The 26,166-nt window shown below is 72.1% G+C and carries 28 protein-coding genes; 19 read left to right on the top strand and 9 right to left on the bottom strand.

Annotation, left to right across the window (positions count from 1 at the left end):
- Positions 1 to 66 precede the first annotated feature (66 nt).
- The gene (locus OOK31_RS11215) at positions 67 to 537 is read right to left on the bottom strand and encodes an Rrf2 family transcriptional regulator (RefSeq protein ID WP_267012291.1); all 471 of its coding nucleotides are present in this window, start codon (positions 535 to 537) and stop codon (positions 67 to 69) included.
- Between the two features lie 226 nt (positions 538 to 763).
- Here OOK31_RS11215 and OOK31_RS11210 point away from each other — a divergent pair, with 226 nt between their 5' ends.
- From OOK31_RS11210 to OOK31_RS11195, 4 genes are all read left to right on the top strand, one after another.
- A complete protein-coding gene (locus tag OOK31_RS11210) occupies positions 764 to 2,170 on the top strand; it encodes a family 2B encapsulin nanocompartment shell protein (RefSeq protein ID WP_267012290.1) in 1,407 nt (468 codons plus the stop codon).
- Positions 2,170 to 3,231 carry a family 2 encapsulin nanocompartment cargo protein polyprenyl transferase gene (locus OOK31_RS11205; protein WP_267012289.1) on the top strand — a complete coding sequence of 354 codons (1,062 nt, stop codon included), beginning with the start codon at positions 2,170 to 2,172 and terminating at the stop codon, positions 3,229 to 3,231. Before OOK31_RS11210 ends, OOK31_RS11205 begins: the two co-directional genes overlap by 1 nt.
- Positions 3,232 to 3,382: 151 nt before the next feature.
- On the top strand, positions 3,383 to 3,976 hold the full coding sequence (locus tag OOK31_RS11200; RefSeq protein WP_267012288.1) for a GNAT family N-acetyltransferase: 594 nt from the start codon (positions 3,383 to 3,385) through the stop codon (positions 3,974 to 3,976).
- A gap of 109 nt (positions 3,977 to 4,085) precedes the next feature.
- Positions 4,086 to 4,670: a dihydrofolate reductase family protein gene (locus tag OOK31_RS11195; protein ID WP_267012287.1), complete on the top strand. Its 585-nt coding sequence runs from the start codon at positions 4,086 to 4,088 to the stop codon at positions 4,668 to 4,670.
- Positions 4,671 to 4,940: 270 nt separating this feature from the next.
- On the opposite strand, the gene snpA is transcribed toward OOK31_RS11195, so the two are convergent.
- A complete protein-coding gene (gene snpA / locus OOK31_RS11190; RefSeq protein ID WP_267012286.1) occupies positions 4,941 to 5,600 on the bottom strand; it encodes a snapalysin in 660 nt (219 codons plus the stop codon).
- Positions 5,601 to 5,824: 224 nt separating this feature from the next.
- Here snpA and OOK31_RS11185 point away from each other — a divergent pair, with 224 nt between their 5' ends.
- The 3 genes from OOK31_RS11185 to OOK31_RS11170 all read left to right on the top strand — a co-directional run bounded on the left by OOK31_RS11185 (position 5,825) and on the right by OOK31_RS11170 (position 9,003).
- Positions 5,825 to 6,757 (top strand): LysR family transcriptional regulator, encoded by a 933-nt coding sequence (locus OOK31_RS11185; RefSeq protein ID WP_267012285.1) that lies wholly within the window; start codon positions 5,825 to 5,827, stop codon positions 6,755 to 6,757.
- Between the two features lie 415 nt (positions 6,758 to 7,172).
- Positions 7,173 to 8,102, top strand: coding sequence for a DUF4097 family beta strand repeat-containing protein (locus tag OOK31_RS11175; protein WP_267012284.1), 930 nt, complete (start codon positions 7,173 to 7,175; stop codon positions 8,100 to 8,102).
- 1 nt (position 8,103) lies between these two features.
- Positions 8,104 to 9,003: a helix-turn-helix transcriptional regulator gene (locus tag OOK31_RS11170; RefSeq protein ID WP_267012283.1), complete on the top strand. Its 900-nt coding sequence runs from the start codon at positions 8,104 to 8,106 to the stop codon at positions 9,001 to 9,003.
- A gap of 11 nt (positions 9,004 to 9,014) precedes the next feature.
- On the opposite strand, the gene OOK31_RS11165 is transcribed toward OOK31_RS11170, so the two are convergent.
- The 4 genes from OOK31_RS11165 to OOK31_RS11150 form a co-directional block, all read right to left on the bottom strand.
- Complete coding sequence (locus OOK31_RS11165; protein ID WP_267012282.1) at positions 9,015 to 9,581, bottom strand: Clp protease N-terminal domain-containing protein; 567 nt, start codon at positions 9,579 to 9,581, stop codon at positions 9,015 to 9,017.
- Positions 9,581 to 9,790 (bottom strand): helix-turn-helix domain-containing protein, encoded by a 210-nt coding sequence (locus tag OOK31_RS11160; RefSeq protein WP_267012281.1) that lies wholly within the window; start codon positions 9,788 to 9,790, stop codon positions 9,581 to 9,583. Before OOK31_RS11160 ends, OOK31_RS11165 begins: the two co-directional genes overlap by 1 nt.
- Before the next feature lie 59 nt (positions 9,791 to 9,849).
- On the bottom strand, positions 9,850 to 10,812 hold the full coding sequence (locus OOK31_RS11155) for a zinc-binding dehydrogenase (RefSeq protein ID WP_267012280.1): 963 nt from the start codon (positions 10,810 to 10,812) through the stop codon (positions 9,850 to 9,852).
- A gap of 197 nt (positions 10,813 to 11,009) precedes the next feature.
- Positions 11,010 to 12,212, bottom strand: a complete 1,203-nt coding sequence (locus OOK31_RS11150; protein WP_267012279.1) for an NADP-dependent malic enzyme — start codon at positions 12,210 to 12,212, stop codon at positions 11,010 to 11,012.
- A 526-nt stretch (positions 12,213 to 12,738) separates the two neighbouring features.
- Here OOK31_RS11150 and OOK31_RS11145 point away from each other — a divergent pair.
- From OOK31_RS11145 to OOK31_RS11135, 3 genes are read left to right on the top strand one after another with little or no spacing between them, the layout of a single operon-like run.
- Entirely contained in the window at positions 12,739 to 13,689 is a 951-nt protein-coding gene (locus tag OOK31_RS11145; protein WP_267012278.1) for an ABC transporter substrate-binding protein, read from the top strand.
- Between the two features lie 30 nt (positions 13,690 to 13,719).
- Entirely contained in the window at positions 13,720 to 14,673 is a 954-nt protein-coding gene (locus tag OOK31_RS11140; RefSeq protein WP_267012277.1) for an amino acid ABC transporter permease, read from the top strand.
- Between the two features lie 11 nt (positions 14,674 to 14,684).
- The gene (locus tag OOK31_RS11135; RefSeq protein ID WP_267012846.1) at positions 14,685 to 15,437 is read left to right on the top strand and encodes an amino acid ABC transporter ATP-binding protein; all 753 of its coding nucleotides are present in this window, start codon (positions 14,685 to 14,687) and stop codon (positions 15,435 to 15,437) included.
- A 72-nt stretch (positions 15,438 to 15,509) separates the two neighbouring features.
- Here the strand turns inward: OOK31_RS11135 and OOK31_RS11130 are convergent, their stop codons facing one another.
- Positions 15,510 to 16,280: a trans-aconitate 2-methyltransferase gene (locus OOK31_RS11130; protein WP_267012276.1), complete on the bottom strand. Its 771-nt coding sequence runs from the start codon at positions 16,278 to 16,280 to the stop codon at positions 15,510 to 15,512.
- Positions 16,281 to 16,371: 91 nt separating this feature from the next.
- Here OOK31_RS11130 and OOK31_RS11125 point away from each other — a divergent pair, with 91 nt between their 5' ends.
- On the top strand, positions 16,372 to 17,001 hold the full coding sequence (locus tag OOK31_RS11125) for a CGNR zinc finger domain-containing protein (RefSeq protein WP_267012275.1): 630 nt from the start codon (positions 16,372 to 16,374) through the stop codon (positions 16,999 to 17,001).
- Here the strand turns inward: OOK31_RS11125 and sodX are convergent.
- Positions 16,905 to 17,336, bottom strand: a complete 432-nt coding sequence (gene sodX, locus OOK31_RS11120) for a nickel-type superoxide dismutase maturation protease (protein WP_267012274.1) — start codon at positions 17,334 to 17,336, stop codon at positions 16,905 to 16,907. The genes OOK31_RS11125 and sodX overlap by 97 nt on opposite strands.
- 174 nt (positions 17,337 to 17,510) lie before the next feature.
- Between sodX and sodN the strand changes: the two genes are divergently transcribed.
- From sodN to tgmC, 6 genes are all read left to right on the top strand, one after another.
- Positions 17,511 to 17,906, top strand: a complete 396-nt coding sequence (gene sodN / locus OOK31_RS11115) for a superoxide dismutase, Ni (protein WP_267012273.1) — start codon at positions 17,511 to 17,513, stop codon at positions 17,904 to 17,906.
- A gap of 206 nt (positions 17,907 to 18,112) precedes the next feature.
- On the top strand, positions 18,113 to 19,357 hold the full coding sequence (locus OOK31_RS11110; RefSeq protein ID WP_267012272.1) for a helix-turn-helix domain-containing protein: 1,245 nt from the start codon (positions 18,113 to 18,115) through the stop codon (positions 19,355 to 19,357).
- Positions 19,358 to 19,445: 88 nt separating this feature from the next.
- Complete coding sequence (locus OOK31_RS11105; RefSeq protein WP_267012271.1) at positions 19,446 to 19,931, top strand: hypothetical protein; 486 nt, start codon at positions 19,446 to 19,448, stop codon at positions 19,929 to 19,931.
- A gap of 143 nt (positions 19,932 to 20,074) precedes the next feature.
- On the top strand, positions 20,075 to 20,338 hold the full coding sequence (gene tgmA, locus OOK31_RS11100; RefSeq protein WP_267012270.1) for a putative ATP-grasp-modified RiPP: 264 nt from the start codon (positions 20,075 to 20,077) through the stop codon (positions 20,336 to 20,338).
- On the top strand, positions 20,338 to 21,303 hold the full coding sequence (tgmB, locus tag OOK31_RS11095) for an ATP-grasp ribosomal peptide maturase (protein ID WP_267012269.1): 966 nt from the start codon (positions 20,338 to 20,340) through the stop codon (positions 21,301 to 21,303). Before tgmA ends, tgmB begins: the two co-directional genes overlap by 1 nt.
- On the top strand, positions 21,300 to 22,466 hold the full coding sequence (tgmC, locus tag OOK31_RS11090; RefSeq protein WP_267012268.1) for an ATP-grasp peptide maturase system methyltransferase: 1,167 nt from the start codon (positions 21,300 to 21,302) through the stop codon (positions 22,464 to 22,466). Before tgmB ends, tgmC begins: the two co-directional genes overlap by 4 nt.
- Before the next feature lie 159 nt (positions 22,467 to 22,625).
- Here the strand turns inward: tgmC and OOK31_RS11085 are convergent, their stop codons facing one another.
- Positions 22,626 to 22,811, bottom strand: a complete 186-nt coding sequence (locus OOK31_RS11085) for a DUF6104 family protein (protein WP_007266501.1) — start codon at positions 22,809 to 22,811, stop codon at positions 22,626 to 22,628.
- Between the two features lie 147 nt (positions 22,812 to 22,958).
- Here OOK31_RS11085 and OOK31_RS11080 point away from each other — a divergent pair, with 147 nt between their 5' ends.
- Positions 22,959 to 25,046 carry a trypsin-like peptidase domain-containing protein gene (locus OOK31_RS11080; protein ID WP_267012267.1) on the top strand — a complete coding sequence of 696 codons (2,088 nt, stop codon included), beginning with the start codon at positions 22,959 to 22,961 and terminating at the stop codon, positions 25,044 to 25,046.
- A 103-nt stretch (positions 25,047 to 25,149) separates the two neighbouring features.
- Positions 25,150 to 26,160 (top strand): MoxR family ATPase, encoded by a 1,011-nt coding sequence (locus OOK31_RS11075; RefSeq protein ID WP_267012266.1) that lies wholly within the window; start codon positions 25,150 to 25,152, stop codon positions 26,158 to 26,160.
- The last annotated feature ends 6 nt before the right edge of the window (positions 26,161 to 26,166 follow it).

Genomic DNA, 26,166 nt, shown 5'->3' with positions numbered 1-26,166 from the left:
TATGCGCATTAAAGGGCGCGTGGATGTTTGTTCGAGCGCCCCTCGGCGCCGACCCCGGGGGCGGGTCTAATCGGCCATCCGGGGGTCCGGTCCCGGCCGGGCCGCCCTGGTGTCCGACAGGGCCAGCAGTAGCGGGCCCGTCGGGGCCGCCACCAGCTCGTTCACCGTGAGCGGGTCCAGCGCGGCGAAGAACGCCTCCTGCGCCCGGCGCAGCGCGCCGCGCAGCACGCACGCCCCCCGCAGCGGGCACGGGACGGTCCCGTCGCAGTCCACGACATCACCCGCGCCCTCCAGCTCGCGCACCACCCCGCCCACCGAGGCGGCCCGTCCGGCGGCGGTGAGCGCGAGCCCCCCGCCGCGGCCGCGCCGGGCCTCGATCAGACCGAGGTGCTGCAGCCTGGCGACCACCTTGGCCGTGTGGGTGTACGGAACCTCCATGCTCGCGGCCACGTCGCGCGTGGTCGGGAGCTCCGTCTCCTCCACGGCCAGGCGCATCAGTACGCGCAGCGCCAGGTCGGTGAATCGGGTCAGCCTCATGGCCTGAGCGTAGAAAACTGGCATGCAGGATGCAAGTTAACGAAAGGGGGCGTGCGAGATGGCTGGAACCGGTGGGGTCCGAGGGAGGTCGTGTGAAGAAGTTGAACCATTGATGATGCCCGCGCCCCGGCGGAGTAGTCCCACCCTTTTGAGTAATGGTTTCGCCACGTTGCGTGCTGGAAGTGTTCCGTCCCTCAGATCCATGGAGTGATCGAAAGGGAAAGACATGTCGGTCCAGGCAGGTTCCGAATCCGAAGCCCAGGCACCGCAGCGCAGTCTCGGCACTTCGGCCGCACGGAACTTGGCAACCACGACCAAGTCCGCGCCGCAGATGCAGGAGATCACCTCCCGCTGGCTGCTGAAGACGCTCCCGTGGGTCTCCGTGCAGGGCGGCACGTACCGCGTCAACCGGCGTCTGAGCTACTCCGTCGGCAACGGGATCGTCGAGTTCGTCAAGACCGGCACCCAGGTCCAGGTCATCCCGGCGGAGCTCGGCGAGCTCCCCCTGCTGCGCGACTACGAGGACGAGGAGGTCCTCACCGAACTCGCCGCGCGCTGCCGGCAGGTCGACTTCGAGGCGGGCCAGGAGCTCACCTCCTTCGGCAGCCCCTCCGACCAGGTCTTCCTGCTCGCCCACGGCCGCATCGACCAGATCGGACCCGGCCCCTACGGCGACGACGCGGTCCTGCGCACCGTCGCCGACGGTGCCTTCTTCGGCGAGGACTCGCTCACCGACGAGGAGGCCATCTGGGAGTACACCGCCCGCGCCGCCACCTCCGGCACCGCCCTCGTCCTGTCCCGCCAGGACTTCCAGCTCCTCGCCGACCGGGCCGACTCCCTGCGCGCGCACGTGGACCACGTACGGACCGCGCCCGCACACCGCACCAACCCCTACGGCGAGGCCGCCATCGACCTCTCCGCCGGCCACCGGGGCGAGGCCGTCCTCCCCGGCACCTTCGTCGACTACGAGGCCAGCCCCCGCGAGTACGAACTCTCCATTGCACAAACGGTCCTGCGCGTCCACACCCGCGTCGCCGACCTGTACAACCAGCCGATGAACCAGACCGAGCAGCAGTTGCGGCTCACGGTCGAGGCGCTGCGCGAGCGCCAGGAGCACGAGATGCTCAACAACCGCGACTTCGGCCTCCTCCACAACGCCGACTACGACCAGCGCATCCAGCCCCACGACGGAGCGCCCACCCCCGACGACTTCGACGCCCTCCTCTCGATGCGGCGCGGCTCCCGGCTGTTCCTCGCCCACCCCAAGGCCATCGCCGCCTTCGGCCGCGAGTGCAACAAGCGCGGCCTGTACCCCGAGTCGGTCGACATCGGCGGCCACCGGGTGCCGGCCTGGCGCGGGGTGCCGATCTTCCCGTCCAACAAGATCCCGATCAGCGACGCCCGGACGACCTCCATCCTGTGCATGCGCACGGGCGAGGAGGAGCAGGGCGTCATCGGCCTCCACCAGCCCGGGATCCCCGACGAGATCGAGCCGAGCATGTCGGTGCGCTTCATGGGCATCAGCGAGCAGGCGATCATCTCCTACCTGGTCACCGCCTACTTCTCCGCCGCCGTGCTGGTGCCGGACGCGCTCGGCGTCCTGGAGAACGTCGAGATCGGCCGCTGGCGCTGATGGCGGTCGACGCCGTCGCCACGGGCGAGGGGCAGGAAGCGGCGGCCCTGCTGGAGCGGACGAGGGAAACGGTCGACCCGGAACTGCGCCGGACCGTCGGGAGCCTGCCCGGCGGGATGCGCCGGGTCGCGATGTACCACTTCGGCTGGGAGCACGAGGACGGCACCCCGGCCGGGGCCGGCGCGGGCAAGGCCATCCGGCCGGCGCTCGTCCTCGCCTCGGCGCAGGCCCTGAGCGGCCCCGGGGGCCACGGGAACGACGGAGCGGTACGGGAGGCCGTGCGGGCGGCGGCGGCCGTGGAGCTGGCGCACAACTTCACGCTGCTGCACGACGACGTCATCGACAAGGACGTCCGGCGGCGCGGCCGCCCCACCGCCTGGACCGTCTTCGGGATACCGGACGCGGTCATCACGGGCGACGCCATGATGGCGCTCGCGCTGCGGCTGCTCGCCGAGGACCCGCACCCGGCCTCGGCGGCCGCCTCCGCCCGGCTCGCGGCCTGCGTGATCGAGCTGTGCGCGGGACAGCAGGCCGACTGCGCCTTCGAGGACCGGCCCCAGGTCTCGCTGGACGAGTGCCTGACCATGGCCACGGCCAAGACGGGCGCGCTCCTGGGCTGCGCCTGCGCCCTGGGCGCGCTGTACGCGGGCGCCGGACCCGAGGAGGTCGACGCGATGGACGCCTTCGGGCGGGAGGCCGGGCTGGCCTTCCAGCTGATCGACGACCTGATCGGCATCTGGGGGGACCCGGGGCACACCGGCAAGCCCGCCGGGGCCGACCTGATCGCCCGCAAGAAGTCCCTCCCGGTCGTGGCCGCCCTCACCTCGGGCACCGGGGCGGGGGAGGAGCTGGCGGCCCTGTACGCGGGCCCCATGACCGGGGAGGACGTGACGGCGGCCGCCCGGGCGGTGGAACGGGCCGGCGGCCGCGACTGGGCCCAGGCCCACGCGGCCGACCGGATGGGCCGGGCGGTGCAGGAGCTGTCCAGGGCCGTCCCCGACCTCGCGGCGGCGGGAGGTCTGCTGGCCCTGGCGGAGTTCGTCACCCGCCGCACGAAGTGAGCGCGTAGGGCGGTCACGCGGCGAAGGCCTGTTCCGGCACCGGGAGGTGCGGGAACAGGCCTTCGCCGTCGGCGCAACACCTGCTGTCCGCGCGGAGCACTCAACTCTAGGATCACTTCGGGCTGTTGAGACCGAGTGAAGGGTGTGACCCGTGGTGCTGGAGATACGCCGGGCGGAGCGGTCCGAGCGGGACGAGGTCGCGGAGCTGCTGGACGAGGCCTTCCACGACGACCCCGTGAGCGGCTGGGTCTTCCCCGATCCGGAGCACCGCGCCGCCGTGCACGGCAGGTTCCTCGGGGTGTTCGTGGACGTGGCACTGGCCGAGGGCCGGATCGACCGTACGGCGGACGGCTCGGCCGCCGCGCTGTGGCTGCGGATCCCGGCCGGCGAGCCCGAGGGGGAGGACGAGGTCCCGGCGCGGATGCGCGCGGAGGCCGATCCGGACAACGAGCGGTGCGAGCTGGTCGGCCGGCTCACCGGGGAGCTGCACCCGACGGCCGAGGAGCACGAGTACCTGCTGATGATCGCCGTCGCCCCGGGCAGTCAGGGCCGGGGGCTGGGGACGGAGCTGATCCGGCCGGTGCTGGAGCGCTGCGACCGGGACGGCGTACCGGCGTACCTGGAGGCGAGCAGCGAGCGCAGCAAGCGGCTCTACGAGCGCCTCGGCTTCGCCTTCACCGGGGTGCCGGTGCGGCTGCCGGACGGGCCCCTGATGTGGCCGATGTGGCGCAAGCCGCGCGGCTGAGGGGAAAGACCGGGGAAATCGCCGGAAGGGGCTTGGCAAAGTACTTCAGGTGAAGTACTTTCATCGACGTGCCCCGGAGCGGCGGCACTGCCTGACGGAAGAGACTCGCTTGCGCAAGCTCACGTACTTCATCGCGACCACCGTCGACGGGTTCATCGGAGCCCCCGACGGAGACGCGGACTTCATCTACCAGTACCTCGACGCCGAGTTCATCGAGCACCTGAAGGCCGAGTACCCGGAGACGATGTCCGGCCCGGGCCGCACCCACTTCGGCATCGAGGACGCGCCGCCCCGGCGCTTCGACACGGTCCTCATGGGCCGCGGCACCTACGAGCCCGGCCTCAAGGCGGGCCTGACCAGCCCCTACGGCCACATGCGCGAGCAGTACGTCGTCTCGCGCTCCCTCGCCGAATCGCCCGACCCCCAGGTCCGGCTGATCTCCGGGGACGTCGCGGCCGAGGTGCGGGCGCTCAAGGCGCGCGAGGGGCTCGGCATCTGGCTCTGCGGCGGCGCCGACCTCGCGGCCCAGCTGGTGGACGAGATCGACGAGTACATCGTCAAGACCTACCCGGTGGTCGTCGGGACCGGCATGCCGATGTCCCGCGCCGGCTTCGGGGTGCGCCCGCTGGAGCTGACGGGCTGCACCGTCCTCGGCGGCGGCCAGGTATTCACGTCCTACGACGTCAAGCGCTGACCGCCGGCCCGCGCTGACCCGCCACATGCGCGAAACCGGCCTACCGTGGAGGTATGGCCGGTGAACAGCACGCGCACGAGACGGTAGCTCCGCAGGCCGGGCACGAGCAGCGGACGTGCCCAGCCTGCGGGAGCCCCGTGGAGACAGTCCTCCGCAGGCGCAAGTCCCTCGGGATCTTCGTCCCGGAGTGGCATCCGGGTCCCTGCCGGAACCCGGAATGCCCGCGGTACGGATCCCCCGGAGGGTGACTCCGGCGAAGGGTGACGGAGGCTAGCTCTTGGAACCGAGGCCGGAGGCGACCAGCCCGTTGGCCCACAGCTGGTTCACGCGCGAACGCTCGGTGCTGTTCGGGTAGGCGTTGGTGCACGAGGTGCCCGGACCGCCGCCCGACATCAGCTCGCTGCACGGGCCCGAGTAGTGGTCCGGCAGACCCAGCACGTGCCCCGTCTCGTGGGCCGTCACGCGGGTGGAGTTGTACTGCTGGTTCTGCCGGTAGTCCAGGAAGATGTAGCCCCGGCCGTGGCCGTCCGTGCTCGCGTACGAGCCGCGCGAGTCGTTGCCCTCGCGGTAGGAGAAGTTCCCGCCGGAGGACACCTCCTGGAGCTTCACGTTGGAGACCGAGCTGTTCCAGATCTGCGTGGAACTGGCTATCTGGCTGCGGAAACTGGGCGCGTTGCGGGTGTTGTAGGTGACGGTGACCACCTGGATCGCGGGGTTCGCCGCGCGCTGCTCGGCGACCGAACGCTGAACGGCCTCGAAGAAGGCCTTGTTGGCGGCCTGGTTCTCCTGGGAACCCTCGTACGCGGCGTAGCTCGCCGGGCCGGAGGCCGGGGCGGTGGCGGCGCTCGCCGTGGGGACCACGCCGCCGAGGGCGGCGGCGATGCCCAGGCCGACGAGGGCAGCGAGTACGGGCTTACGGGAGGGGCTCATGTGGGGGGCTCCTACTCATCCGGTGCGGTGGGGGGTGGATGGGTCGTCCGGTACCGGAGTCTGCGGGAGCCGACGGGCCGCGGGGATGATGTCAGAGCCCGATAACACCGCCCTATCGGTGGGTTTCGGAGAGATTTACCTTGGTCAACTAGCGTGAGAATGGCGGGATTCGGGGGGCTATCGGCGACTGGTGCGGTCCACCGCAACCGACCTACCCTCAGGGCATGGAGCTCGAGGTGAGGCACCTGCGCGCGCTGTGCGCCATCGCCGACGCCGGCAGCCTGCACAAGGCGGCGCGGCAACTCGGCGTGAGCCAGCCCTCCCTGACGACCCAGCTGCGCCGCATCGAACGGGCCCTGGACGGTGAGCTGTTCCTGCGCGAACGCACCGGCTGCCGCCCGACCCCCTTCGGGCGTACGGTGCTCGGCCGGGCCCGGCCGCTGCTCGCCGAGATGGCGGCACTGGTCGCCGAGGCCCGCGCGGCCGCCCGCGGGCCGAGGCTGCGGATCGGCTCCACCGCCAGCCGGGCCCTGCCGGGCTGGCTGCGGCGGCTGCACCGGCGGGCCCCGGAGACGGAGACCTCGCTGGTGGTGGACGTGTCGGCCAACGCCCTGCTGCGGATGGTGGCCGCCGGAGCGCTCGACGTGGCCTTCGTGCACGAGGTGGAGGGCAGCCCGCTGCGGGTGCCCGAGGGGCTGCAGCTGCGGGTGCTGATGGAGCGCGAACCGCAGTTCGTCTCCATGGCGCGCGACCATCCGGCCGCGCGTTCGCCGGTCGTGGAGTTACAGGACCTGGCCGGGGACCGCTGGACGGTGGACCCCTCGGTCGACGGCGAGTGGGACGGCCTGCGGCGGGTCTTCGCCGGCGCCGGACTCGACCCGCCCGTCCTGCACGCCGACTACCACACCGCCACCTCGCTGATCGTCTCCGGCGAGGCGGTGGCCCCCTGCCAGCCCACCTCCGGGCCCCGCGAGGACATGGCGATCCGGCCGCTGTCGGGCGACCCCCTCGCCGTCCGGCTCCTGCTGGCGACCCGCCCGGGCGCGCACGCGGAGGTCTACGAGGACCTCCGCGCGGCCTACCGCGAAGCCGCCCTGGGCACCCCGCCCTACCGGGCCTGGCTCCACCACCACGCGAGCCCGCTCCTGGCGGCCTGAGAGCGCTTCCCGAGGCCCCGCCGCGCGACGGCCCGGACGGGCCGGCCCCGGGCGCGGGCCCGGTCGTAGGCCAGGGGCAGGGCGCCGTCGGCCGTCAGGAGGGCCCCGGCCGCCGGGCCTTCGGGCCGCGCACCCAGGGGCCGAACGGGCCCTCCTCCACCACGCCCGGCTCGGCCCGTACCGCGTCGCGCCACCCGGACCACTCCACCGTCTCCGCGCGCGGGGCCGCTCGGGCCGCCTCCCGGAGCCGGTCGGCCGGCTCGCCCGGGGTCAGCCACGCGCCCAGGTGAATCGCCCCAAAAGGAGGATTTTCGGATATCGGCGGAGCTGCTTGACTTCCTCCGACCGCGATATATCGTGTTCTGAAGAAGACGCGATATGTTGCGTGCGTCAGCCCACGAGGAGGAGCAGCACCATGGCAGAGCAGATGACGTGGTCCGTCGCCGCACCGCAGAAGCTCACCTTCGAGCACCCGGTGACCGACCTGCGCGTCCGCATCGTCGGCGGCACCGTCAACGTGGTCGCGGCGGAGGACGGCCCGGCCCGCCTGGAGGTCGCCGAGGTCGACGGCCCCCCGCTGCACGTGGTCCAGGAGGACGGCGTCCTCACCCTGTCCTACGAGGACCTGCCCTGGAACGGCTCCCAGGGCTTCAAGAAGTGGTTCGAGGGCAAGCCCTGGAAGGCCTGGTCCGGCGCCTCCGAGGGCGGCCGCAAGGCCTGGGAGCGCAGCGCGAGCGTCACCCTCACCGTCCCGGCCGCCACCCGCGTCCAGCTGGCCGCCGTCGGCGCCACCGCCTTCGTCTCCGGCATCTCCGGCGGCACCGACGTCAACGGCGTCTCGGGCGACGCCACCCTCGTCGGGCTCTCCGGCCGGACGAAGGCGCACACCGTCTCCGGCAGCGTCGAGGCCCAGTCCGTCACCGGTGAGTTCGGTTTCCACTCCGTCTCCGGCGGTCTGACGGTCGTCGACGGCTCGGGCGGCAGCGTACGGGCCGACTCGGTCAGCGGGGACATGCTCATCGACCTCGCCCCCGACCCGCAGGCGCCCGCGCCGGTGGACATCGTCCTCAACTCGGTCTCCGGGCAGGTCGCGATCCGCCTCCCGCACCCCGCCGACGCGAAGGTCGAGGCCAACACCGCCACCGGCAGCGTCTCCAACGGCTTCGAGGACCTGCGCGTCTCCGGCCAGCTGGGCGCCAAGCGGATCACCGGCACCCTCGGCACCGGCGCCGGCACCCTGCGGGCCACCACGGTCTCCGGGGCCATCGCCCTCCTGCGCCGCCCCCAGGCCGACGCCGACGCCCCGGCCGCCGCCCCGCTCCAGCTCGACAAGAAGGTGCTCTGACATGCCGCCCGTCTTCGCCCACGGCCGCCTCCGCCTCTACCTCCTCAAGCTGCTGGACGAGGCGCCGCGCCACGGCTACGAGGTGATCCGCCTCCTGGAGGAGCGTTTCCAGGGCCTCTACGCGCCCTCCGCGGGCACCGTGTACCCCCGGCTCGCCAAGCTGGAGGCCGAGGGGCTCGTCACGTACGCCACCGAAGGCGGGCGCAAGGTGTACTCGATCACCGACGCGGGCCGGTCCGAACTGGCCGACCGCGGCGGTGAACTGGCCGACCTGGAGCTGGAGATCCGCGATTCGGTCTCCGAGCTGGCCGCCGAGATCCGCGACGACGTCCGGGGCGCGGCCGGGGACCTGCGCCGCGAGATGCGGGCCGCGGCCTCCGCGACGGCCACCCCCTTCGAGGAGGACGCCTGGAAGGCGACCAAGGAGGAGTTCCGCAAGGCCAGGCAGGAGTGGAAGGAACAGGCGCGCCGGGCGAAGGACGAGAGCCGCCGGGCCCGCGAGGAGGCCCAGCAGGCCCGCCGCCAGGCCAAGGAGGCCCAGGAACGGGCCCGCGAGGAGGTCCAGCGCATCGCGGCCCAGCTCCAGGAGCAGTTCACCAAGTCGGGCGGGGTCCTCGGCAGCCTGGCCGGCGCCTGGCTGGGCGGGGGCGGCGCGGCCACCGCTCCCGGCGCCGCCGACGCGCCGAGCGCCCCGGGACCCTCGGGCTCGGCATGGGCCGAGGACCTGGCGCCCTCCGCCGACCCGGCGCGGGACCTGGACCGGCTGCTCGACCGCTTCCGGGACGACGTCCGCGACGCGGCCCGCGACCACGGCGTGACCCCGGCCCAGCTGGCCGAGGCCCGCGCCCACCTGGCGGCGGCCGCCGCCCGCATCGAGGCGGGACTGCGGCCGGGGGCCTAGCCCGGGGGAGCTCAGGCCGCGAGGCCCGTCTCGGCCGTCGCGTACGTGACCCCGTGGTCCGCGAGGACCTCGGAGACCGTGCCCGGCCGGGACAGCAGGGCCAGCAGCAGGTGCAGGGTGGAGATGTTCCGGTCCTTGCGGCCGAGCGAGATGCGCAGGGCCTGCTCCAGGACCTTCTTCGCACCCGGGGAGAACGGGACGTGCCGCTGGTCCGGGTCCGGGTCCGGCCGGCCGAGCGCCGAGCGCAGCGAGCCGCCCAGGGTCCGGCGCCGGGGCTCCGGGGCGGACAGGGCGCCCGCGCCGTGGGTCTCCTCGACCCGCGCGACGATCTCGCCGAGGTCGATCCCGAGGCCGGCGAGGGCCTCCTCGTCGGCCCGGGACATCCCGCCCCGGCGGCGGGTCGCCTCGAGGTCCGCGGCCACCGCCGTCCGGTCGACGCCGAGGGGGTCCAGGGCGTCGAGGGCCAGCAGCGAGAGCAGCAGGTGCTCCTCGGCGACGGTGGTGGCGCCGGTCCGCCGGGCCTCGGCAGCCGCGCCCGTCACCGTGGCGCGGGCTTCGCGGGTGAAGCGTTCGAACATCAGAGCCTCCCGTACTTCTTGTGCACGGCCTGCCGGCTGACGCCCAGCTCGGCCGCGATCTCCTGCCAGGACCAGCCCTGCGCGCGGGCACTGCGTACCTGTACGGCCTCCAGCTGCTCCAGCAGCCGCCGGAGGGCGGCGACGGAACGCAGGCCCACGCGAGGGTCCTGGTCTCCGGCCTGTGCGGCGAGATCGGTGGCTTCGGTCATGCGTGTCAATCTAGGTTGACGCGGGAGGGGTGTCAACCCGGATTGACAAGCGGGTGTGCTCAGACGGTGAGGACGACCTTGCCGAACAGGTCTCCGGACTGGAGCTTCTCGAAGCCCTCGCGCGCCCGGTCCAGCGGCAGCACCTCGTCGATCACGGGCCGGACCCCGGTGGCCGCGCAGAAGGCGAGGAGGGCCTCCAGCTCGTCCTTCGAGCCCATGGTGGAGCCGACCACCTTCAGCTCCAGGAAGAAGATCCGGGTCAGCTCGGCGTGCGCCGGCCGGTCGCCGCTCGTCGCCCCCGAGATGACCAGGGTCCCGCCCGGCCGCAGGGACTTCACCGAGTGCGACCAGGTGGCCGCGCCCACCGTCTCGATGACGGCGTCCACCCGCTGCGGCAGCCGCGCGCCCGGCTCGTACGCCTCCAGCGCGCCCAGCTCGACGGCCCGCTTGCGCTTGGCCTCGTCACGGCTCGTGGCGAAGACCCGCAGGCCCGCCGCCTTGCCCAGGACGATCGCGGCGGTGGCGACCCCGCCGCCCGCGCCCTGTACGAGCACCGAGTCCCCGGGGCGCACCCCGGCGTTGGTGAACAGCATCCGGTAGGCGGTGAGCCAGGCCGTCGGCAGGCAGGCGGCCTCCTCGAAGGACAGCTCGGCGGGCTTGCGCAGCACGTTCCAGGCGGGGACGGTCACCTGCTCGGCGAAGGTGCCCTGGTAGCGCTCGGTCAGGATCGAGCGGGGCTCGTCGGGCCCGACGCCGTGGCCGCTCTGGCCGATCACGGAGTGCAGGACGACCTCGTTGCCGTCCTGGTCGGTCCCGGCGGCGTCGCAGCCGAGGATCATGGGGAGTTTGTCCTCGCCGAGGCCCACCCCGCGCAGCGACCACAGGTCGTGGTGGTTGAGGGAGGCGGCTCGGACGTTGACGGTCACCCAGCCGGGGCGGGCCACGGGCGCCGGGCGGTCGCCCAGCACTAGGCCGTTCAGCGGCTGGTCTCGGTCGATTCGGGCGGCGTAGGCAGCGAACATGCCGCGACGCTACCGCTCGGTAGGCAGGGTTTCCACCCCTGGCCGGGGGTGAACGGCCCGGCCCTCGCGGGGCTCCTGGGGCTCTGCCCCAGACCCCGCGCCTCAATCGCCGGCGAGGCTGAATCGGGGCGCGGACGCGAAGAGGCCCGGCCGGATTGCTCCTGCCGGGCCACTCTCCGCACAGCTCAGCGCAGCCGTCAGGCCAGGCGGGCCACGCCGTCGGCCTTCGCGGCCGCGGCGACCGCGGCGGTGACCGCCGTGGCGACGCGCTCGTCGAACGGCGACGGGATCACGTAGTCGGCGGCGAGCTCGTCACCCACGACGCCGGCGATGGCGTCGGCGGCGGCGATCTTCATGCCCTCGGTGATCCGGGTCGCGCGGACCTTCAGGGCACCCGCGAAGATGCCCGGGAACGCCAGCACGTTGTTGATCTGGTTCGGGAAGTCCGAGCGGCCCGTGGCCACGACCGCCGCGTACTTGTGCGCGACGTCCGGGTGGACCTCCGGGTTCGGGTTGGCCATGGCGAAGACGAAGCAGTCCTTCGCCATCGTCGCCACCGCGGCCTCGGGAACCGTACCGCCGGAGACGCCGATGAAGACGTCCGCGCCCACGAGGGCCTGCTCCAGCGTGCCGGTCTGGCCCGTCTTGTTGGTCAGGCCCGCGATCTCCGCCTTGACGTCCGTCAGGTCGGAGCGGTCCGCCGAGACGACGCCCTTGCGGTCGGTGACGCACACGTCGCCGATGCCCGCGTCCACGAGGATCTTGGCGATGGCGATGCCCGCGGCACCGGCGCCCGAGATCACGGCGCGCAGGTCGGCCAGGGTGCGGCCGGTGAGCTTCGCGGCGTTGCGCAGGGCGGCCAGCGTCACGATGGCGGTGCCGTGCTGGTCGTCGTGGAAGATCGGGATGTCCAGCGCCTCCTGGAGGCGGCGCTCGATCTCGAAGCAGCGGGGCGCGGAGATGTCCTCCAGGTTGACCCCGCCGAAGGACGGCGCGAGACGGATCACCGTCTCGATGATCTCGTCCGTGTCCTTGGTCGCGAGCGCGATCGGAACCGCGTCCACGCCGCCGAACTGCTTGAAAAGAATCGCCTTGCCCTCCATCACGGGGAGGGAGGCCTCGGGACCGATGTCACCGAGTCCGAGCACGGCCGTACCGTCGGTGACGACGGCGACCACGTTCGACTTCCAGGTGTACTCGTTCACGAGCTCGGGCTGCTCGGCGATGGCGGTGCACACCTTCGCCACGCCGGGGGTGTACGCCAGGGACAGGTCGTCCTTGTCGTTCACCGGCACCGTGGCCACGATGGCCATCTTGCCGCCCCGGTGCAGCGCGAACACCGCATCGGGGTTGTTGTCCGTCGCACTGTCACTGCGAGGGTTGACGATCTCCGCTGCCACTTTGTGTGACCCCTTAGGTCCTTTGATTCATTGAGGGTGGCCACTCCTGGTTAAGGGGTGGGCGGGCACCGCGTCCGTACTCCGCATCGACGGTTGGCCCGTCTCCGCGAAGGGGAGGTTCGTACGCGCGGGCGCGCCGCACGCGCGCCCTGAGCCCCGGATGAGGGGTGTAAGGATCTGTTCTACCGGAAGAACGCTCACCCAGACGAGTCGATTCCTGCTCGACCATAGGCTGCTTGTCCCGTTTTTGGCTAAAAGTCCAAACCTCTCTGTCCAGCTGGCGAGACGCGCCGCAAATAGTGAGCCGAAAAGGGCAGGTCACAGGCTTTTGTGCGGCTCCGAGGGGCCTTGCCCGCAGTCCTGTTGGGTAGTCGGGGGCGCCCGTTATCTGATTTTGACCTGATGGGCAGCCTGAATGCGTCAGTCCGAATGGCAAGATGCCGTAATCACACAAGGTCGCGACACTCGATGGTGCGTGCCCGACCTCTCTCGGATGCTTTTCCACCCCTGTCGGAGGAACCAGCTCATGACCGCAAGCACCACCCGTCGTACGACCGCCGCCCGGCCCCGGATCGCCGCGGTCGGCGCGATCGCGGTCGCCGGCGCCCTGATCCTCACCGCGTGTGGCGACCAGACCGACGGGGGCTCCTCGACCCCCTCGGGCAAGAGCGACAACAGCGCCCCGCTGTTCTCGAAGCTCCCGAAGAAGATCCAGGACGCCGGGGTCGTCAAGGTCGGCTCCGACACGGCCTACGCGCCGATGGAGTTCGTCGACGGCGGCAAGATCGTCGGTGTCGACCCCGACATCGCCGAGGCGCTCGGCAAGCAGCTCGGTGTGAAGTTCCAGTTCACCTCCGGCACCTTCGACGGCCTCATCACCTCCCTGGAGACCGGCCGTCAGGACATCGCGATGTCCTCGATCACCGACAACAAGAAGCGCCAGGAAGGCCTGGACGACAAGGGCGCCAAGATCGGCAAGGGCGTCGACTTCGTCGACTACTTCTCCTCCGGCGTCTCGCTGCTGGTGAAGAAGGGCAACCCGGACAACATCAAGTCCCTCGACGACCTGTGCGGCAAGACGGTCGCCGTCCAGCGCGGCACCACGTACGAGGACACCTTCAAGGCGCAGGCCGAGAAGTGCGGTGACAAGAAGCTCACCATCGAGGCCTTCGACACCGACGCCGAGGCGCAGACCCGCGTCAAGGCCGGCGGCGCCGTGGCCGACCTGAACGACTTCCCGGTCACCGCCTACACGGCGAAGACCTCGGGCGGCGGCAACGACTTCGAGGTCGGCGGCCAGCAGGCCGACGTCGGCCTCTTCGGCATCGCCGTCTCCAAGGAGAACACCCAGCTGCGCGACGCCCTGAAGGAAGCGCTCGACGCCATCATCAAGGACGGCTCCTACGCCAAGGTCCTGGAGAAGTGGAACGTCAAGGACAGCGCCGTGCAGTCCGCCACCGTCAACGCGGGCAAGTAAGACCGAGCGCTCCACTGAAGGGCAGTCATTGTGACTGACAAGATCGACAAGGGTTCGGCCGCGACTCCGCCGGCCGGACCCGGCGCCTCGGGCACCAACCCCTACGAGGCCATCAAGGCAATCCCCGTACGGCACTACGGCCGCTGGATCAGCGCTGTGGTCGTCGCCGTACTGCTCGCGTGGCTCGTCTACGCCTTCTCCCAGGGCAAGATCATCTGGGCGACGGTCGGCGACAAGCTGTTCGATCCCTCGGTCCTCAGCGGCCTCGGCAACACCGTCATCATCAGCGTCTCGTCGATGGCGCTGGGCCTCGTGCTCGGCATCCTCTTCGCGGTGATGCGCCTGTCGAAGAACCCGGTCACGAGCTTCGTGTCCTGGCTCTACATCTGGTTCTTCCGCGGTACCCCGGTCTACGTCCAGCTGCTGGTGTGGTTCAACCTGTCGCTGATCTTCCAGTACATCAACCTGGGGCCGATCTACAAGAACGAGACCGTCGACGTCCTGACGCCGTTCATGGTCGCCCTGCTGGGCCTCGGCCTGAACGAGGGCGCCTACATGGCGGAGATCGTCCGCTCCGGCATCCAGTCCGTCGACGAGGGCCAGAGCGAGGCCTCGCACGCGCTCGGCATGACCCGGATGCAGACCATGCGCCGCGTGGTGCTCCCGCAGGCGATGCGCGTGATCATCCCGCCCACGGGCAACGAGTTCATCAACATGCTGAAGACCTCCTCCCTGGTCTCGGCGGTGCAGTACCCCGAACTCCTGCGGGCCAGCTCCAACATCGGCACCACGGCCGGGGCCATCATGGAGATGCTCTTCGTGGCGTCCATCTGGTACCTGACGCTGACCAGCATCTTCAGCGTCGGCCAGTACTACCTGGAGCGCCGCTACGCCCGCGGCTCGCTGCGCAGCCTGCCGCCGACGCCCTTCGAGCGGCTCAAGGCAAACCTGAACATGTTCCGCCGTACGGAGGTGGCGAAGTGACCGCCCAGCCGATGGTCAAGGCAGAAGGCGTCCACAAGTCGTACGGCGCCGCCCACATCCTCCGCGGGATCGACCTGGAGGTCGCCCCCCGTGAGGTCTTCTGCCTGGTCGGCCCGTCCGGCTCCGGCAAGTCGACCTTCCTGCGGTGCATCAACCACCTGGAGCGCATCAACGCCGGCCGGCTCTCGGTCGACGGCCAGCTGGTGGGCTACAAGCAGAAGGGCGACAAGCTCTACGAGCTGAAGGACAGCGAGGTCGCGGCCCAGCGCCGGGACATCGGCATGGTCTTCCAGCGCTTCAACCTGTTCCCGCACATGACGGCCATAGAGAACGTCATGGAAGCCCCGGTCATGGTCAAGGGCGAGAGCAAGGCGGTGGCGCGGGCGCGCGCCGTCAAGCTGCTCGACCGCGTCGGCCTCGGCGACAAGGGCGGGAACTACCCCTCGCAGCTCTCCGGCGGCCAGCAGCAGCGCGTGGCGATCGCCCGCGCGCTGGCCATGGAGCCGAAGCTGATGCTCTTCGACGAGCCCACCTCGGCGCTGGACCCGGAGCTGGTCGGTGACGTCCTCGACGTCATGCGCGACCTGGCCGAATCGGGCATGACGATGATCGTCGTCACGCACGAGATGGGCTTCGCCCGCGAGGTCGGCGACAACCTCGTCTTCATGGACGGCGGTGTGGTCGTCGAGTCGGGCAACCCGCGCGACGTCCTGGGCAACCCCCAGCACGACCGGACGAAGGCGTTCCTGTCCAAGGTGCTGTAGCACCGGGAGCGTGAGCGCGGAGGGGCGGTACGGGTTCCCGTACCGCCCCTCCCGCACGTCCGGCCGGATTTCCTACTTCAGGCCTAGGACCAGCGCGTCCGAGGGGGAGCGCCAGACCGTGCGGGCCTCGCCGAAGCCGGCCTCGCGCAGGGTGCGGGCGTGCCAGGCCTCGTCGGGGGTGTCGCCGTCGGCGTGCTCGCCGTAGATCTCGAAGCGGGCCTTCGTCGGCTCGGCCAGCGCCGGCTCGGCGGCGGCCAGGGCCCACCACTGGCGCCAGTCCGGCACCCCGGAGGCCTGGGTGCGGTCCATGGCGGCGTGCCGCTGGGCGCGGTCGGCGGCGTCGATGCGGGGGGTGGTGGGGTCGGGCATGTGGTCGGCGTTCATGAACACCCCGCCCGGGCGGACCAGGGGCGCGATCTGCCCGTACAGGACGGCCAGGTCCTTGCTGTGGAGCCAGTGCAGGGCGGTCGCGGTGAGCACCGCGTCGTAGGAGTCGTACGGGAGGGCCGCGCGCCAGTCGGGGTCCTTCAGGTCGGCGGTGACGAAGGTGACCCGGCCGTCCCCGGCGAAGTGGCCCCGGGCGATGGTCAGCAGCGCCGGGTCGAGGTCGAGTCCGGTACTGGTGGCCTCCGGGAACCTCTTGAGGAGCCGGTCCGTGATACTTCCCGTACCGCACGCGAGATCCAGCACCCGGGGGGTGGGGCCGACCAGCGCTTCGACCATGTCCAGCATCACCCGGAACCGCTCCTCGCGGTCGGGCATGTACAGCTCCTGCTGCCGGTCCCAGCTCTCCTGCCAGGCCTGCCAGTCCGTACCGATCGAGCCGGTCACCGCATCCGTCATCCCGAACCCCTCCACACGTAATACCCTCGAAGACGTATCAGCCGTTACCGCGGCTACCGCAGACAATAATCCGCAGCCGTAAGGACTACAAGTGGAACTGGCCCATTACTCGGATCATGCCGTGCGCCTGGTCAACACCGAGGAGCCGGCCCGCGGCAAGGACTCGCTCACCTCGGTGGACGACGTCCGCGCCCTCTTCGGGGCCAGCGTGCAGCTGGCCCGCCGGGTCACCGACACCGACGTCACCCGCTTCCGCAACGTCCGCGGCCGGCTGCGCTCCGTCTTCGAGGCCGCCGACAGCGGCGACCACGTCCTCGCCGTCGACCTGCTGAACTCCCTGCTCATGGAGTTCCCCGTCAGCCCGCAGGTCTCCGGACACGAACTGATCGGTGAGGACGGCCGCCCCGACTGGCACATCCACCTCGCCGACCACCCCTCCAACGCCTCCGCCGGCTACGCGGCCATCGCCTCCTTCGGACTGGCCTTCCACCTCACCGAACACGGACCCGACCGGCTCGGCCTCTGCCAGGCCCCGCCCTGCCGCAACGCCTACCTCGACACCTCCACCAACCGCTCCCGGCGCTACTGCTCCGACCGCTGCGCCACCCGCGCCAACGTCGCCGCCTACCGCGCCCGCAAGCGCCTGGAGGCCGAGGAGTCCGCCCGCAGCGGCCGCACCGCCGACACCGCCCAGGACAGCCACGCCCTCAGCGAGCGCTGACCGGCCGGCCGCGGCCGCAGCCGCAGCAGGGCCGTCGCCAGCACCAGATCCCCGGGGACCGCCCCGTAGACGGTGCTGTCGCCGGTCTCGTTGAACGGGTTGTCGCCGAGCATCCACCAGCCGCCCGGGCGGCGCTCCACCGCCCGCTTGACCACCAGCAGGTCCTGCTGGAAGGGATGCCGGAACACGGCCACGTCACCCGGCCGGACCACCGCCCCGTAACGGACCAGCAGCAGGTCCCCGTGCAGCAGCGTCGGCACCATCGACGGTCCCGTCACCTCGGTGATCCCGATGCGCACCTTCGGGTGCCCGCCGTCCGCCGTCTTCTCCGCCATGTCGGCCCTCCTCGTCCCTCCCCGCATGCTGCCGTACGGGTCCGTACGTTCGCTCACCACGCCTCGACCGACCCTGGACTTTTGTCCTAAGCGCATGGGGGCGCCCGCGATTTCCGGATTCTCAGCGAGTAATCTCCCCTCTTGAGAAGACGATCACGAGGAGGACCCACTCCAATGCTTTCCCGCTTCTTCGCCCCCAAGGTGAAGGTCTCCGCCCACTGCGACCTGCCCTGCGGCGTGTACGACCCGGCCCAGGCCCGTATCGAGGCCGAGTCCGTCAAGGCCGTCCAGGAGAAGTACCAGGCCAACGACGACGCGGACTTCCGCGCGCGCGCCATCACCATCAAGGAGCAGCGCGCCGAGCTCGCGAAGCACCACGTGTCGGTGCTGTGGAGCGACTACTTCAAGCCCCCGCACTTCGAGAAGTACCCCCAGCTCCACACCCTGGTCAACGACACCCTGAAGGCCCTCTCGGCCGCCAAGGCGTCGAACGACCCGGCGACCGGCGCGAAGGCGCTGGAGCTCATCGCCGAGATCGACCGCATCTTCTGGGAGACCAAGGCCGCCTGATCTTGGGCGCCCGAGAGATCTTCCTGCGCTGCTGGTCAGAGCGCACATGACAACGGCCCGACCGCATCATGCGGCCGGGCCGTTGGGCTCTCACGAGATCATCCGGGAGCCGTCCGGGAGGCGGGATGTGCCTTCTCGATGACATGGAATCGGTCGCGCCTCATACCCTGTCGGTGTCGAGCCGTACGGTAGGAGGGCAAGGCCTTATGTCACCTGACGCTTCCCCGGACCCCTACAGAGATTCCCTGGCCTTCGGCCAGAGGATGCAGATCCTCCGCACCCGCCGAGGCATCACCCGCGACCAACTCGGCGGCCTCACCGGCCGATCCGGATCGTGGGTCAAGGCCGTCGAAACGGGCCGGCTGAAGACTCCTCCCCTGTCACTCATCCTGCGGATCGCCGAGGTGCTGCGCGTGCGGGACCTTTCGGAACTCACGGGGGACCAGTCCATGCACACCGCCCTGTTCGCCGGCCCTGGGCATGCGCGGTTCGCCGCCGTGCGAGAGGCCGTCAACGAGCTCCCCCTCGGCTCCGACCGCGACGCACCGCCTGCCGCGCACCTGTCGGCCAGGCTGGCCCGCGCCTGGTCGGCCCGGCATTCGGCCCCCAACCATCGCGAGGTGGTGGGTGCGCTGTTGCCGGAACTGATCCGGGACGCTCAGGCCGCCGTCCGGCAGGCCGCCACGCTTGCGGACCGCAAGGCGGCCCAGGCCCGACTGGCGGAAACATACTTCCTGGCCCAGTTCTTCTGCGCCTACCAGCCGGACGCCCCGCTCGTGTGGCGGGTCGCCGAGCGCGGCATGATGGCCGCCCAGGACTCCGAGGACCCCCACGCCATCGGGCTGGCCGCGTGGCTGACCACGCAGGCCCACCGCGACAGTGCCCGGCTGGACGCGGCGGACGCCATCACGATGGAGGCTCTGCGCTACCTGGAGCCGCTCCTGCCGGACGCAGGAGAGGACGTCCGGGCGGTGGTCGGCGCGCTGACGGTCGAGGCGGGACTGACCGCCGCGCGCCGCGCCGAGACCGGCACGGCTTGGCGGTACTGGGACGAGGCCCGCCGGCTGGCCGAGACCTTGCCCGCCGGCTACTTCCACCCCGTCACGAGCTTCTCGCGGGCGGTGATCGGCGCGCACGCGGTAACCGTCGCGGTGGAGCTCCATGCGGGTGGGGAGTCCGCGCGGCAGGCGGCCCGCGCGGAGGCCGAGGCGATCCCGTCCCGGCCGCGCCGGGCTCGCCATCGGATCGAGCAGGCCCGTGGCTACCACCTCGACGGCCAGCCCGACGTCGCCCTCGCGACGGTCGCGCAAGCCCACGAGACGGCACCGGAGACGGTCCAGTACAACGGCTACGCGAAGCGGATCGTCCTGGAGGAAGCCGAGTCGAAGGTTCCGGCCCGGCGTCGCCGAGCCTCCGAACTGGCCCAGCGTCTAGGCCTGCTGACGGCCTGAGAACAAGGGGGCACAATCCGTGCCCCTGCCGTCGTGCGCCCGCCCCTACCGTCGTCCCACCACTCGCTGACGACGGTAGGGAGCCGCCGTGTCCTGCAGGAAAACGGCCGACTGGTACGCGCGGTGTCTCTCCGATCCGGAGGTGGCGCACGCAGAGTGGCGGGAGCGGGGAGTCGCCGTGCTGCCGCTGGGGGTCCGCTTCGAGGCGGTCCGGATCCCCGACGGGCTCGCCCACGCGGCCACCCAGAGCGCCCGGGACGACGTCGTGGACCTCGTCCTCGCGGTGGCCCTGGAGGGGCCCGTCATCCACGACGCGCGCGGGCGCAACCGTTACGCCCTCGTCGAGCACGGAACGGCGCAGCGCTGGAGCCCCCGGAGCACCGTGGAGTGCCTCGGTCACGGCACGCACCTCGGGGTGCCCGACCTCGGCCGGGAACGGGCCGCCGCGCACCGGCACCTCTATTGGGCCTCGTCCCCGGCTCCCGGTGCCTACTTCTGCCGTACCGCTGCCGTCCGGCTGCTGGTCCGCGTCGGCGAGGCGCGGCTCGCCGAGGCCGCCGAGGCCGCCCGATGACGGGCCACCCGGCCATGCCGATCAAGGTGTCCGGGGTCCACCCGGACGGGCTCTGTGCGCGTGCGTACACCCCGTGCGCCGGGTGTGGCCTGCCTGCTCCCCGGTCCCGTCCGGGCCCGGGTTCACCTACCGATCGGATTCCCATGTCCATCACGTCTCTTGCGCCCGTCCCCCCGTGGGGAAGCAGCCGCCTCGCCCCCTACGCCACCATCGTCCAGGTCCCGCACGCCTCCGTCACCGTCGACCCCGTCACCCAGCTCGGGGTCTTCCGCGACCGGAACGGCCAGGTGGTCGAGATGGGCCAGCACGGCACCAGCAGCGCCACGGGAACCACGACTCAGACCAGCCCCGACGGAGGGCCGGGAACCAGCGACCAGGGCAGCGACCAGGACGACCAGCAGGACTGATGCGTACGACCGAGGAGAGGCCCGTCCTGGTGGCCACCGAGGCGGACGACGTCACCGCCGACATGGTCATCACCGAACTCAACCGGCGAGGTGTGCCGGTGGTCAGGTTCAACCCCGCCGACATCGGCGACGGCCTGACGGTCTCGGCTCGGTACGGCATCCGCCCGGCCCACGCGGCCGGGCGGCTGCTCACCCCGTCGAGAACTGCCCGTTTGGATGACGTGCGAGCCGTGTACTGGCGCCGGCCGACCTGGCCGGCCTTCCCCCACCTGAGCCCCGACGACGCCCGGTTCGCCGCCGCACAGACGCGATACGGACTCGGCGGCGTCCTGCACGCCCTCGATGACCCGCTGTGGGTGAACCACCCCCTGCGGAGTGCCGAAGCCGACTACAAGCCCCATCAGCTGGCCCTCGCCCAACGTCTCGGCCTCGCTGTGCCGCCCACCCTCATCACCAATGACCCCACCGAGGCGCGCGAGTTCGTCGCAGCCCAGCCCGTGGTGATCCACAAGACGTTGCGGGCAACGCCCTACCAGCGGGACGGCGTGCCGGTGGTGTCGTGGGCGGAGCCGGTGACCGCAGACGAGATCGACGACCGGGTTCGAGTCGTCCCGCACCTCTTCCAAGTCCGCGTCGACAAGGTGTGTGACGTCCGTGTCCTGATCGTCGGTCGCCGAGTCTTCGCCGTACGCATCGAGTCCGATCTCCTGGACTGGCGGCGGGACTACTCTGCCCTGACGTACTCGGCCGTCACTCTGCCGACCTCCTTGGAAGCGGCGTTACTGGCCTTCCTCGACGCCTTCGGCCTCGCCTCCGGAAGCTTTGACCTCGCGGTCGACCGCGACGGAGCGCACTGGCTCCTGGAACTGAACCCCAACGGTCAATGGGGCTGGCTGGCGGAGCAGACCGAGCTCCCCATGGCGGCCGCCTTCGCTGACCTGCTCGCCCAAGGAGGAACCCCTTGACCGACACCAGTGCCGAGCGGCAGGCCCTCGCCGACCGCCTCGAAGCCGCAGGATCCATCCGTACCCTTGCGTGGCGGAAGGCCGTCGAAGCTGTCCCCCGCGAACTGTTCCTGAACCCGGGCGTCTTCCTGCCCGCGGGAAACGGGCTCTGGCAGCCCGTGACCGCGGCCGGCACGGAACCGGCGGAGTGGACCGAGATCGCGTACTCCGACGAGTCCCTCGTCACGCAGCTCGACAATCACCTCACCGCCGACCAGGCCCCGGGCCCGGTTCCCGGCATCCCGACGTCGTCCTCCACGGATCCGCGGCTGGTGCTGGAGATGAACGAGGAGCTGGAGGTCGAGGACGGGCACAAGGTGAAGGAGATCGGCACCGGGACCGGCTACTCCACGGCCCTGATGTGCCACCGCCTGGGCGAGGACAACGTCACCACGATCGAAGTCGACCCGGGAGTCGCCGCCCGCGCCGACGCGGCCCTGGAGGCTGTCGGCTTCTCCACCTGGACCGTCACGGGGGACGGACTCCTCGGCCTGCCCCGCCGCGCGCCGTACGACCGGACGATTGCCACCTGCGGCGTCCGGCGCATCCCCTACACGTGGGTCCGGCAGACCCGCCCCGGCGGCATCATCCTGGCCACCATCGGGTCGCTGACCACCGGGACCGGCCTCGCCAAGGTCAGTGTGCGCGAGGACGGCACGGCCGAAGGGCGCTTCGTCTCGCACGCCAGCTTCATGCAGGCGCGCTCTCAGGCCGTCACGCCGGTCGCCGGAGACCTGTCCTCCCGCGTGGCGTACGCCGACAGCGAGCGGCGGGCCCTCGTCCCCCCGACCGACCTCGACGAGCCGATGCCGGCCTTCCTGGCGCAGCTGGCAGCTCCGGCGGCGCAGGTCGTGCGGGTCCGGGCCACTGATGGCAGGGCCCGGGTCTACCTCTTCGACCCGAGCCGTGAGAGCTTCGCCGAGCTCGTCCAGGACGGCGACGAGTGGGGCGTACGGCAGGGTGGCCCGGTCCGCCTGTGGGACGACATCGAACGGGCCCTCCTCGGATGGGACGACATGGGACGGCCGGGCATCACTGAGGTCCGCCTCCGCGTGACCGAGCGGGGTCACACGTACTGTCTCGCGAACTCCCCAGAGCTGCGCTGGCAGCACCCGGTCTGCTGAGCCGCAGCACCGTGGCCCCGGTCGGCCCTCCTCCGGCCGGGGCGTACCCACCTCTTCCGGCCAGCAGCGCGGCACGACAGAGGGGCCCGACCACGGAAACGGTCGGGCCCCTCTGTCGTACGCGCCGCGCGGACCCTGCTGGTCCGTGCGGGGTGGGGGCTACTCGTCGTCCTCGTCCTCGTCGTCGAGGCGGGCCAGCCAGGTGGCCAGGCGCTCCACCGGGACCTCGAAGTCCGGGTTCAGGTCGACGAACGTGCGCAGCTGCTCGGCGAGCCACTCGAAGGTGACCTCCTCCTCGCCGCGCCGCTTCTCCAGCTCCTCGATGCCGCGATCGGTGAAGTACAAGTCGGGCTCCGTGCCGTGTCGTGATGGGGGTGTTTCCCGCCAGGATAATCCGGGTCCCGCCGCCACCCTCCCTTCACCTGCGCCCCGGGGCTAGCCTGGACGCCCTCGATGGGGTGAGCGGGCCTGACGGTGGGCGGGGGGCACGGGATGCCTGATGGGCGCACGGCCGGCTCCTCGCGCGCCTTCGAGCTCCTGGAGCCCCTGGTCCGGGCCGCCACGGTACGCGTCCACGCGCCCCGGGGCGGGTATGACAACCCCGGCAACGACTGGTCCGGACCCACCTGGGGCAGCGGCTTCTTCATCGCCCCCGGCTGGGTCCTGACGTGTGCGCACGTGGTCGGCGAAGGGGGTGCCGCGATGCGTCTGGCAGGGCGTGAGATCGGCATCACCTTCCAGGCCGGGCCCGACGGCACCGCCGGGACGGTCGCCGGGCGGGTGGAATGCGTGCTGCCCGAGCGGCTGGAGGAACGCCGGCCCGGCCGGCGCGCGCTGTGGGACCTGCCCGACCTCGCCCTGGTCCGGGTCCTGGCACCCGTCTCGCACGCCTGCGTGTGGCTCACCGACCGCCCCGGGCCCCGGCTGGAGGAGGCCGCGTACTTCGGCTGCACCGAGGAACTCGGCATCCGCGAGATCACCGGCCGCACCACCCGGCTGCGCGGCATCGCCGCGAACGGCGCAGCCATCCGCCTCGGCGACGACGACGAGATCGAGGCCGGCATGTCCGGCGGGCCCGTCGTGGACCTGGCCCGCGGAGAGGTCGTCGGCGTGGTCAAGGCCCGGCGGCCCGGCGGCGGGGGAGGGCTCGCCGTGTCCGTGGCCCAGCTGCGCACCCTGCCGCTGGCCGCGACCGGGCAGACCGGGCTCTACCGCAGGGTCATGCAGGCCCACGACCTCTACCACTACGACCGCCACCTGAGCGACCTCGACAGCCGCCGCACCTGGACCGACGTCCACGAGGAACTCGCCGCCGCCGACCGGTCCGGGTACGGCGGCCGCCCCGCCTACGGCGGCCGGGTCCGCCTCACCCCCGGCGAACGCACCACCCTGTGCGGGCTGCTCGCCGAACTGCCGCCCCCCGGCTCCTCGGAGGCCGTCCGGGACCTCGCCGAACAGGCCCGCGGCGAGGAACCGGACAGCGCCCTGCCCGCCCCCCTCAGCTGGCGCGACGGCCTCGGCCTGCTGCACGACGCCCCGGGCGCGGGCGGCGAGGCCGCCGCGATGCTCCGCTACGCGACCGGAGTCAGCGTCGCCGACCACCGCGAGCCGCCCGCGCCCGGCGCCGACGACGAGCTGTGGGACTGGGTACGCAGCACCGCGGAGCGGCTCTGGCGCCCGCTGCGCCGGGAGCTGGGCGAGCTCCGCGACCAGGGCCTCGCGGAGCGCGAACGCCGCCGCCGCACCCACACCGGGCAGGGCGCGCGCGGCCGCGGCAGGGGCGCCGGGGGGCTCCCGACGGGGCCCTCGGTGCTCCTGGAGGTGTGGGCGCACGGCTGGGAGGACGTCTACGACTGGCGGGTCTCGGTCCTGGCCGGCCCCGCCCGCCCCGAGCGCGTCACCCCGGTCGCCGCGGGCGTACGGGTCGCCCCGGCGGCCCTCCCCGAGGCGCTGCGGGCCCCGCTCGCCGAAGGCTTCCGGCGGTGCGACACCCACGAGGCGGCCGCACTCCTCGAAGTGGCCGTCCAGCCGGAGCTGTTCGGGCTCCCCGTCGACGAATGGACGGTGTCGGGCGGGGTCCCGGTCGGGGTGCAGCGGCCCGTGGTGCTGCGCCACCCCGACGGGGCCGGGGGCCCGGCCGCCGCCGGACGGTGGGCGCGGGTGCAGGCGGGCCCCCTGCTGGACCAGCGGGCCGACTGCGCGCGGGGCCGCCCGCGCAGCCCCTCGCCGGGCTGGCTGGCCGGGCTGGCGGGCAACACCGTGCCGGTGCTCTGCCGGGCGGCGGCCGCCGAACCGACGCTGGGCGCGCTGCACTCCGTACGGGACGTCGGCTACGGGGTGCTCGTGGGCCGGCGGCCCCCGCCCGGCCCGGAGGTGTCCTGCGCCCCCTTCCACCGGGGGCTGCGGGAGGAACTGGCCGGGGCGGGCCGGGGCGCGGTGCTGCCGCTGCGCTTCCAGGCGCTGCGCGGCCGGGCCCACGGCGCGGACCCCGACGCCTACTGGGCGGCCGGGCTGGCCCTCGTATGGGACGACCCGGCGCGGGCGCTGCCGGAGGACGAGCCGCTCCAGGGGGACCTGTGAGCGCGCGGGCCGCCACGGCGGGGGCCGGGGGAGCGGTGGGGCGGACGGGCCCGCCGGTCCGGGGAACGGGCGGGCGGGGCGTACTTCACGGGAGGGGCCGGGAGTGAACGAGGAATGGCTGATCTACCGGGGCGTGGGCGAACCCCACGACGGGATCGCGGCACTGCCCGATCCGCCGCCCTGGCGGGACTTCGACGGCGGACCCGTCGCCGAGCCGGGCGGGGCGGCCGCCGCCCCCGACGGGAACGTGGCGCGCCGCCTCGGCGCCCACCGGCAGGCCGCCGAACTGCACCGGCCCGAGCCGGAGGAGCTGGAGGCCGTCAACGCGGCCCTCTACCTGCGCCGGCCCCTGCTCGTCACCGGCTACCCGGGCACCGGCAAGTCCACCCTCGCGCACGCCGTCGCGCACGAACTGAAACTGGGCCGGGTGCTGCGCTGGCCGGTGGTCTCGCGGACCGTGCTCCAGGAGGGCCTCTACCGCTACGACGCCCTCGCCCGCCTCCAGGACGTGCAGATCTCCGCGGGCGGCGGCAGCCCCGCCGGGGCGCACGGCATCGGCAAGTACATCCGGCTCGGCCCGCTCGGGACGGCCCTGCTGCCCACGGAACGGCCGCGCGTCCTGCTCGTCGACGAACTCGACAAGAGCGACATCGACCTGCCCAACGACCTGCTGAACGTCCTGGAGGAGGGTGAGTTCACCCTGCCCGAGCTGGAACGGGTCGCCGACTCCGAGCCCGAGGTGCAGGTCCTCACCGACGACGGGGCCAAGGTGACGGTCCGGGACGGGCGGGTGCGCTGCCGGGCGTTCCCCTTCATCATCCTCACCAGCAACGGCGAACGGGACTTCCCCGCCGCCCTGCTGCGCCGGTGCATCCAGCTCAAACTGGGCCAGCCGGGGGAGAAACGCCTCGCCACCATGGTCCGGGCCCACCTGGGGGAGGAGGCCGCGCAGCTCGGGGCCGACCTGATCCGCGAGTTCCTCAGCCGCTCCCGCTCCGAGCTGGTCGCCGCCGACCAGCTGCTCAACGCCATCTACCTCACCCACTACGCCGCCCCGCCCACCCGGGAGGACCTCGCCGACCTGCTCATCCAACGGCTCGACCGGCCGAGGTGAAGGGGC

The organism is Streptomyces sp. NBC_00249 (genome assembly GCF_026342355.1).
GTDB lineage: Bacteria > Actinomycetota > Actinomycetes > Streptomycetales > Streptomycetaceae > Streptomyces.
Note: the sequence above shows the minus strand (reverse complement) of the source record. Positions and strands in the feature narration are given on the sequence as shown.